General features: G+C 64.9%; 9 protein-coding genes. 2 read left to right on the top strand and 7 right to left on the bottom strand.

All coding sequences use genetic code 11. The features are described 5' to 3' along the window. The 3 genes from AC628_RS34340 to AC628_RS34330 form a co-directional block, all read right to left on the bottom strand. The coding region (locus AC628_RS34340; protein WP_074131142.1) for an alpha/beta hydrolase fold domain-containing protein at window positions 1-2,157 on the bottom strand (2,157 nt) is incomplete at its 3' end. Window positions 2,158-2,576: 419 nt separating this feature from the next. Further along, entirely contained in the window at window positions 2,577-3,281 is a 705-nt protein-coding gene (locus tag AC628_RS34335; protein WP_074131141.1) for an SDR family oxidoreductase, read from the bottom strand. Between the two features lie 144 nt (window positions 3,282-3,425). Then, complete coding sequence (locus AC628_RS34330; protein WP_074131143.1) at window positions 3,426-3,743, bottom strand: DoxX family protein; 318 nt, start codon at window positions 3,741-3,743, stop codon at window positions 3,426-3,428. On the opposite strand from AC628_RS34330, the gene AC628_RS34325 reads away from it, so the two are divergent. Then, window positions 3,718-4,308, top strand: coding sequence for a TetR/AcrR family transcriptional regulator (locus AC628_RS34325; protein WP_074131140.1), 591 nt, complete (start codon window positions 3,718-3,720; stop codon window positions 4,306-4,308). The genes AC628_RS34330 and AC628_RS34325 overlap by 26 nt on opposite strands. 194 nt (window positions 4,309-4,502) lie before the next feature. Then, window positions 4,503-5,321 (top strand): ABC transporter substrate-binding protein, encoded by an 819-nt coding sequence (locus AC628_RS34320; RefSeq protein ID WP_074131139.1) that lies wholly within the window; start codon window positions 4,503-4,505, stop codon window positions 5,319-5,321. On the opposite strand, the gene AC628_RS34315 is transcribed toward AC628_RS34320, so the two are convergent. From AC628_RS34315 to AC628_RS34300, 4 genes are all read right to left on the bottom strand, one after another. After that, window positions 5,295-5,993 (bottom strand): ABC transporter permease, encoded by a 699-nt coding sequence (locus AC628_RS34315; RefSeq protein WP_074131138.1) that lies wholly within the window; start codon window positions 5,991-5,993, stop codon window positions 5,295-5,297. The two genes, AC628_RS34320 and AC628_RS34315, sit on opposite strands and share 27 nt — an antisense overlap. A gap of 55 nt (window positions 5,994-6,048) precedes the next feature. Next, window positions 6,049-6,432 (bottom strand): response regulator, encoded by a 384-nt coding sequence (locus tag AC628_RS34310; RefSeq protein WP_074131137.1) that lies wholly within the window; start codon window positions 6,430-6,432, stop codon window positions 6,049-6,051. Window positions 6,433-6,547: 115 nt separating this feature from the next. After that, a complete protein-coding gene (locus AC628_RS34305) occupies window positions 6,548-7,762 on the bottom strand; it encodes an extensin-like domain-containing protein (protein WP_074131136.1) in 1,215 nt (404 codons plus the stop codon). Between the two features lie 839 nt (window positions 7,763-8,601). Then, a partial coding sequence (locus AC628_RS34300; protein WP_143201957.1) for a DUF2147 domain-containing protein occupies window positions 8,602-9,000 on the bottom strand: 399 nt, incomplete at its 5' end.

Genomic DNA, 9,000 nt, shown 5'->3' with positions numbered 1-9,000 from the left:
GCTCCAGCCCGCGACCAGCACCGGACCGGCCCTGCCGCCGAGCTCGGCGGTGTGGGCCGCGATCCAGCGCGTTGCTGCATAGCCGTCCTCGGCCGCAGCCGGGAAGCGATGCTCGGGCGCGTGGCGATAGCCGACGCTGACGATGATCATGCCGGTGCGCCGGCATAGATCGCGGCAGAACGGATCGTCCGACAGCTCGTCGCCGAGCACCCAGCCGCCGCCGTGGAAATACACCACGACCGGATGCGGCCCCGGCGTCGCCGGGCGATACAACTTGTAAGGCAGCGGGCCGTCTGCGCCCTGCAGCAAGCCGGTGCCGACCTCGCCGACCGGTCGTCCCGCAGGACGGCCCTTGTTGAACTCGGTGAGGAAGTCGCGCGCGCCCTGCGCGCCCATCGTCTCGATCGGCGGCAGGTTCATCTCAGCCAGCATGCCGAGCACCAGCCGCACGTCCGGCTGCAGCCGCACGATCTCGCCGTCATTGCACTGCTCGGCAACGCCGGGGCCCGTGAGCCTGAAGCCGAGCATGCCGCGGCCGACCACCTCGTTGCAGATGCTGCGATACGGACCGACGCCGCCGGTGTAAGGCATCACGCCCTGCGGCTTGCCGGGCACGTTGGCGCCCGTGTACCAGGTGTTGGCGAGCCGGTGCAGCGTCAACGTCGCGCAATCGGCCATGTGGCGTTCCCAGCCGGCCTGCGCGGTGTCGGTTGCCTCCATCGTGGTGAAGCCGGCGTCGCGCAGCGCGGCGATGCGCTCGACCACCCAGTCGACATGCTGCTCGATCGAGACCGCCATGTTCGACAGCACCGACGGGCTGCCCGGGCCGGTGATCATGAACAGATTGGGGAAGCCCGCGACGGTGACGCCGAGATAGGTCTGCGGTCCGTGCGCCCAGACATCCGACAGCGACTTGCCGCCCCGGCCGGAGATCGGATGCACCGCCATGATGGCGCCGGTCATCGCATCGAAGCCGGTGGCGAACACGATGACGTCGACATCGAAGCTGCGCTTGTCGGTCGCGATGCCGCTGGCGGTGATCGCCTTGATCGGCTCTTGCCGCAGATTCACCAGCGTGACGTTGGGGCGGTTGTAGGTCGCGTAGTAATTGGTATCGAGGCAGGGACGCTTGGCGCCGAACGGATGGTCGTGCGGGGCCAGTGCAGCAGCGGTCTCCGGATCCTTGACCACGGCGCCGATCTTCTCGCGGATCAGGTCGGCGACGAGTTTGTTGCCGTCGACATCGACCGCCTGGTCGGCCCACAGCTGGGTCAGGATGTGGACGAGGTCGCCCGCCGCCCACGCCTTCTCGAACCGCTCACGGCGTTCGGCATCGCTCAGTTGCCAGCTCACCACGGTCTGCTGCGGATACGGCACGCCGGCCATCGACCAGCGCGCCTGCTCGCGATAGGCGGCGCGGTCGGTTTCGAAATAGGTCTTGCGATCCTCCGGCGACGGGCCGTTGCCGGCAGGCAATGCGAAATTCGGCGTGCGCTGGAACACCGTGAGTTGCGCGGCCTGTTCGGCGATCAACGGGATCGACTGAATGCCCGACGATCCCGTGCCGATTACGGCGACGCGCTTGCCCTTGAGATCGACGCCCTGATGCGGCCAGCGGCCGGTGAAATAGATCTCGCCCTTGAAGTCCTTGACGCCGTCGATCTCCGGCGGCTTCGGCGACGACAGGCAGCCGGTCGCCATGATGTAGTAGCGGCAGGAGACATTGGCGCCGTTGTTGGTCGAGATCTGCCAGCGCGCGGTCGCATCATCCCAGGTCGCCTTCGTGACCTTGGTGCCGAACCTGATATCGCGGCGCAGATCGTAGCGGTCGGCGACGAAGCCGAGATAGCGCAGGATCTCCGGCTGGGTCGCGTATTTCTCCGACCAGGTCCACGCCTGATCAAGCTCGGGATCGAACGTGTAGCTGTAATCGATGGTCTGGATGTCGCAACGCGCGCCGGGATACCTGTTCCAGTACCAGGTGCCGCCGACATCGGCGCCCTCTTCGAGCGCGACTGCCGAGAAGCCCGCCTTGCGCAGCCGATGCAGCAGATAGAGACCCGCGAAACCGGCGCCGACGACCGCGACGTCGACTTGCTGCGTGGTTCCGCTGTGCGTGGAGTCCGAAGCGCGTGCTGCAACTGCTGCGTCTGGCATGCCATTCCTCCCGTATGTTTTGATTTTGCGGAAGGCTAGCCTTGTGCTTTCAGTTTGTCATCACGACAAACGCAATCTGAGGTCGCCGCAATTGTGACGCCCGCGGCCTGGAGCAGGATGCGCAGCGTGTGGACGCAAGTGGTGGCGACGCTACGACAACGGCGAGCGAAGCGAACTCGCTAAGCCAGATCCATCATCCTGTGACGTACGAACGGCGCCACACACTTCACTGTCGTCCCGGCGAAGGCCGGGACCCATACTCCGCAGCCCATGTTGTGGACAAGACTCGTCGTTCCACCGACACGCAACAATGACCAACGGTGGCTATGGGTCCCGGCCTTCGCCGGGACGACACCGAATATTTGGCGCAGCCTGCGAATCACGCACTTACTTGCTCTCAAGCGAGTTTGGCACACGCCTCAAATCGACCGCATCAGGCCGCCATCGACGCGGATGTTCTGGCCGGTGATGTAACCCGCGCCGTCGGAGACGAGGAAGGCGATGGTTGCGGCGATCTCCTCCGCCTTGCCGTAGCGCTTCATCGGCACGCTGTCGCGGCGCTCGTCGGTTGCCGGCAGGCTGTCGATCCAGCCCGGCAGCACATTGTTCATGCGGACGTTGCTGGCGGCGTAGCTGTCGGTGAACAGCTTGGTGAACGCGGCGAGCCCGGCGCGGAACACCGCTGAGGTCGGAAACATCGCGCTCGGCTCGAAGGCCCAGGCGGTGGAGATGTTGACGATCGCGCCGGACTTCTGCGCCTGCATGTGAGGTGCGACCAGCCGCGTCGGGCGGATCACGTTCATCAGATAGACGTCGAGACCGGTGTGCCACTGCTCATCGGTCAATTCGAGCACGCCGGCGCGCGGGCCGTGGCCGGCGCTGTTGACCAGCGCGTCGATGCGGCCCCAGCGCGCCATCACGCCGTCAACGGCGCGCTTCAAATCATCATTCGAACGGTTCGAGCCGGTGAAGCCGAGGCCGCCGAGCTCGGCCGCCAGCGCTTCGCCCTTGCCCGACGACGACAGGATCGCAACGTGAAAGCCATCGGCGGCGAGCCTGCGCGCTGCCGCCGCGCCCATGCCGCTGCCGCCTGCGGTGACGAGTGCGACCCTCTCTAAAGCCATGACCGTTGATCCCATTTAAATGACGAAGCTGGCGCTAGGTCTACCATCAGGGAACGCGCGGCGCGACACCCTGGGTGTGGGCTCACAACCGGTCATGACAAGGTTGCCGGAAGCGGAGATGAACCTGGCTGGCAAGGTCGGAGCTCACGACGAGGTCGCGGCGAGCGCAATCAAGACGACGAAGACGCCAAGCGGTACGAGGTGCGAGAAGTCGCGGTGGCGTAGAACAGTGAAAACCGCGGCCGCAATGATGGCCGCCCCGAGCGCCATGCCGACAATGCGGCTGGCGGGAAGCGCAATCAGAATGGCGCCGACGATCTCCAGTCCACCGGTCACGACCCCCCGCCAGCGCGGGTAACCCCACCGGGCGAAATCGCTTTGCGTCGCGGACGTGCTGATCGCGTTGAAGACGCCTGCAGATTCGGGAGATCGAGGATTGGGTACCGCTGAGCGAAAAGGCAGGGACCGGGCTGCGCGCGAGCATCGCATTATCGCGGCCGCGCGGGCGATCGCAGAGCGCGAAGGATGGGATGCCGTTACGGTCCGCCGTCTCGCCGACGAGATCGAATACAGCCAGCCTGTCCTCTACTCGCATTTCAAAAACCGGGATGCGATTGTTGCGGCAGTTGCCGGCGAGGGCTTCAAGGATCTCACGGCCGCACTTCGCGAAGCGGCGAGCGGATCGACAGGACGAAACGCACTCAAGAACGTCGCTCTGGCCTATCTCGCCTTCGCGCTGGATCGTCCCGCGCTTTACGACGCCATGTTTGTGCTGCCGACGGATTTGCGGTTCGCCGAAGCTGGCACCAGACCCGAACTGCGCGCCGGTTTCGAAGCACTCGCGGCGGTCGTCGCGCCGTTTTGCGTCGAGGTCGCCGACGTGACCGAGACTTTTTGGGCAGCCCTTCATGGGGTCGCCACACTCGAACGTTCAGGCAGAATACGGCCCAGCGCGCGCAATGAGCGCATCGCGCTTGTCGTGCGGGCGATCGTCGTTTCAGGAAAGAGGCCGCGTGCTGGCGGCTGAGACCGTTCGGACGTTTGCTGGCGAACTTGCTCGCGCGGAAAATGAGCAGGTGGGCATATGAATTCGAGGGGGGATACCGCAGCGTGATGTAAACGCAGAATAAGTGCCGTCACGTCGCGGGGAAATCGTGCGCTTTGCCTCGCCGGATCAACTGAGGCATGGTGACCATTGTCCTTTCACCATATCCGGACCACATGACCTCCCTCCTCCGACACCTCGTCATCGCGGCCGTGCTGCTGTTCGCTGCCCCCACCCTGGCGCAGACCCGGTCCATCATCGTCGCCTCGACGACCTCGACCGAGCAGTCCGGCCTGTTCGGCTATCTCCTGCCGCGCTTTTCGGAGACCTCGGGCATTGCCGTGAAGGTGGTCGCGGTCGGCACCGGGCAGGCGCTCGACATCGGACGGCGCGGCGATGCCGATGTCGTGTTCGTGCATGATCGTGTGGCGGAAGACAAATTCCTGGCCGAGGGCTTTGCGACCAGGCGATACGACGTGATGTATAATGATTTCGTCATCGTCGGCCCGAAGGCCGATCCGGCACATATCTCGGGCGACAAGGATGTCGCGGAGGCCCTGCGTAAAATTGCCGCGACCAAATCGCCCTTCGTCTCACGCGGCGACCATTCCGGAACACACGAGGCCGAGCTGCGGCTCTGGAAGGATGCCGGCATCGATCTCGCTTCCGCAAAGGGGCAATGGTATCGCGAGATCGGCCAGGGCATGGGTCCGGCGCTCAACATGGCCGCGGCGTCGAATGCCTATGTGCTGTCCGACCGCGGCACCTGGCTGTCGTTCAAGAATCGCGGCGAGCTCGCCGTGCTGACCGAAGGCGACCGGCGGTTGTTCAATCAGTACGGCGTGATGCTCGTCAATCCGGCGAAGCATCCGACGGTGAAGGCGGCGGACGGACAGGCCTTCATCGACTGGCTGATCTCACCGGCCGGGCAGTCGGTCATCGCCGGCTACAAGGTCGGCGGCGAGCAGCTATTTTTCCCCAACGCCGCGCACTAGCACAAACGCGACCGTGCTGACGCTGACGCTCAGCGCAAGCAGGATCACACCGAGGCCGAGACCAAGCGCCAGTTCGCCCTTGCTGGTCTCGAGCGCGATCGCGGTCGTCATCGTTCGCGTGTAGCCGCTGATATTGCCGCCCACGATGATGATGGCGCCGACCTCCGCAATGGCGCGGCCGAAGGCGGCGAGGAAGGCGGTGAGAAGCGAGGCGCGACCGAGCGAGAACACCAGCGCAAGGCTGCGCAGACGCGACAAGCCATCGGTGCGGATCAGGTCGGCATATTCCGCCCACAGCAGCGCGATGGGACGATGCACCAGCGCCACCACGATCGGCGTGGCCAGGATGACCTGCGCCACGACCATCGCCGTCGGCGTGAACAACAGACCGGCGGAGCCCAGCGGCCCCGATCGCGACAGCAGGAGATAGAGCCCGAGTCCGACCACGACCGGCGGCAGGCCGAGACAGGCATTGGCCAGCACGATCACCACCTGCCGGCCGCGAAATCTTGAGATCGCAAGCCAGCCGCCGATCGGCGCCCCGATCAGAAGCGCAAGCAGGCTCGCCAACAGGCTGACGCGCAACGACAGCGCCACAATCCCGAGCAACTCCGGATCGCGGCTGGCGATCAGTGATGCCGCCGCCGTGATCGACTGTGCGAAGTCATTCATGCCGGTCTAGAAGCACAATTTCAGCATTGCCGATCTTGCCGGGGCGATCGCTCGCTCAGGCCGGCGCGCCGTCCTTCAGCAGCTTGGCGATGGCCGCAACCAGCTCGTCGGGCGAGAACGGCTTGTTCAGCAGCACGCTGTCGGGCACGCCCCTGGTCGGCCATTCGTCGCCGCCACCGCCGGTGATGTAGAGCACCGGGAACGACGGATCGATCTCGCGGGCGCCGCGTGCGACGCGCCAGCCGTCGAGCCGGCCGAGCAGGCGAATGTCGGTGACCAGTGCACTGTATTTGGTGCGGAACGCCTTCAGCAGCGTCAGGGCTTCCTCGCCCGAGCCTGCGATCGCCGGCTCGTAGCCGCCATCCCTCAGGGCGTCCTCCACCATCATCTGAAGATCACGATCGTCTTCGATGACGAGAATGATCGGAGCGTCTTGCAAAGCTATCCCCCAGAAATCAGCCGGGTGCGCTCCCGGCTCCGAAGCATATGCAGAATAAAAGTGGCTACCGTTTGCACGGTGTCACCCAGTAAAAATACGGGTATCAGACGCGTCCCTATTCGTCGGCGAATTCGTCTTCTTCGTTGACCCCCGCCTTACCCCGCGGGGCCGGCTTTCTGCCGCCAAGCGATCCTGTGACATAAGGCTCGCGCGTTGCATAGGGGTTACGGCCGCCAGCGCGCGCCGCGACCTCTTCGCCGGAGACAGCGGCGGGCTGGCAGATCAGGCGCCGGCTGGCCCGGCGCATCAGGTCCACATGGATATGGTCGTAATGGTAGACGTTGGACCCCGGCGCCAGCACCGTGGTGAATTGCTGGCAGGCGGCGGCCTGGACGTCGCGCAGGAAGCCCTGCTCTTCCGGCAGACCCTTCCAGCCATCCTTCACCGAGATGCGGCGGCCGTCAGACAGCGTGAAGGCCGCGATATCGAGCGCGTTGCCGAAGGCGTGTTCGGAAATATGCGCGTGCGAATTGCCGTTCATGCCGCGGCACGAATAGGCCGAGATCTGCTTGATCTCGACGACGCGCGCGCCGAACCAGCGCTGTGCCGCCGGCTGCACGGAATCCGCGAGCCAGCGCTCGAGCACCGAGACGATCGGGCACGCCAGCGTCGCCGCCGGCTTCACCGCGACCGGACCGACAGTCCCCACCGGATTGCCGTTCGACGGACCAAGCCGCGGCGGCGGCGTGTCCTGAGGCTGCTGGGAATAAGGCGCAGGTGAATAAGGCGCGGCCGCGCCCTCGCGCTGCGGATTGCGCGGCAGGCCCGGATAATAAGATCGCTCGCCGTTTGCATCGGGCGAGCCTTCCGGCGGCAGGTCGATCTCGCCCTGCTGCGGCGGCACGCCGGGGGCCGACAGCGACACCGGTCCGTTCGGCTGGCGGCCATAGTTCGGCTGGCCGACGGCCTGATCGGAATACGGCGCCTGCGCCGGCGGCGGGCTGGGCTGACGATTGATCGGCCAACGCGGCTGGTTGCCAACCGATGCCGGCGGACGCAGGCTGTCGTCGGCAAATCCGTAAGCCGAGCTGGCTTCGCCGAGCGCGGCGACCTTGAGCGGGAACTCGGCGCCGCAGACACCCGGACCGGAAATCGGATCGATGCGGACGAGGTCGGGTCCTTCCTTCACCGCGCCTGATTTCAGGCAAGCGGCCTCGGCCTCGGCCCGCCACGGTTCGCGCTCGGCAGTCTGAAACAGACCGCGGCCGCAACCAGCAAGCGACACAAGGACAAGGGAGCCGACGAGATACAAACGAACTCCACGCGTCATGGCGCGGAGGTTCTGCGAATTTGATTAAAAGACTCTTCAACGCAATCGACGGAATGATTTCAGGTGGTCTTAACCATGCAGTGGAACCGACAATGCAGCGCGCCTTGCCGCGCAGTGCTTGTTGCGTCGGCAACTGACGAACGCGCCGCATCACGCCGCAGAGGAGATCGCTGCTCGTGGCGTGATGGAGAATGCGCTGGCATTCGACATCCATGTCCGGTGTAAATCAGCTGGAGATAGTCGTTTCTAACATCACAATCGAAATCGGGAACTGACGGACGGTATCCCGTACTGGCGACACATAGCTCCTTCGCAACGCCCTGGAATATATTTGCGGCCACTTCAACGCCTTGATTCGGCGTCTGTTTGAGCCACGCGCCGCAATGCGGCATCGCGTGGGAACACCGGGCCGGACAGCACCGCTGACTTTATCGGCCGGGAACCAATTGCTAGCTATTGCGTTAATGCGGGCAGCGTTGTGAACCGAGGGAGTTTCCCAATGGATTTCGCGAGTCCTCTGCTGGGCAAGCTGAGCATTGTGGCCGAGTACATCGCGTTAGCCTTCGTCGGCGCCATCATTCTCGGCGTGTTCTAGACCATTCGACAGGCAATGAGTTCAGCGCCCGGCGGCCGCCCCCGCCGGGCGCTTCGCTGTTTGGATTGGCCTCGGCTCCATCCACGTCATTGCGAGGAACGACAGTGACGAAGCAATCCATATATCCACATATGCGGAACGGTGGATTGCTTCGCTTGCAATGGCTGAGACAAGATCTCTATCGGTCGCGCGCGACGGGACAGCAGGTTCGAAGGCGCCCGGTTACAAATTGGACATTGCGCAGTCAGGAGCCCGGCTCGGGCCGGAGCTGCCCCTGCGTCATCACCCGCGCCCGCGAATGCGACACGCGCACCCAGTCAGCGCCGGTGCAATAGAAGCGGCCGAGCACGCAGGATTCGACGCGCAATTTGTCCGCGCCCGTCAACGCGATCGTGCCGTAATGGATGTTGCCGCTGTCCCGGCTGTAGACGCCGCCGGTCCAGTGCGCGTCCTGCTTCGGCTTCATGTTGATCAGCACCGCTTCACCGAGATCGCGCGTGGTCCTGTCGAGCGCATAGCCGCACAGCGCGTTGCCGCAGAGACGAACGCGCACCAGGTTGTTGGCTTCGGTCTGCCAGTCGCCGACCGGGCCGTCGGTCTCGCGCGAGACGCGGATCACGGGCGGCACCGGGCGCGCAGGCGC

The sequence above is a fragment of the Bradyrhizobium sp. NAS96.2 genome (assembly GCF_001908235.1).
In the GTDB taxonomy this organism is placed as follows: Bacteria; Pseudomonadota; Alphaproteobacteria; order Rhizobiales; family Xanthobacteraceae; genus Bradyrhizobium.
This window is presented reverse-complemented; position numbering and strand designations above follow the sequence as displayed.

Bases quoted from the DNA above. Each gene is read 5' to 3' on its own strand.
- AC628_RS34305 (WP_074131136.1), bottom strand. From the start codon at position 7,762: ATGACGCGTGGAGTTCGTTTGTATCTCGTCGGCTCCCTTGTCCTTGTG.
- AC628_RS34320 (WP_074131139.1), top strand. From the start codon at position 4,503: ATGACCTCCCTCCTCCGACACCTCGTCATCGCGGCCGTGCTGCTGTTC.
- AC628_RS34335 (WP_074131141.1), bottom strand. From the start codon at position 3,281: ATGGCTTTAGAGAGGGTCGCACTCGTCACCGCAGGCGGCAGCGGCATG.
- AC628_RS34315 (WP_074131138.1), bottom strand. From the start codon at position 5,993: ATGAATGACTTCGCACAGTCGATCACGGCGGCGGCATCACTGATCGCC.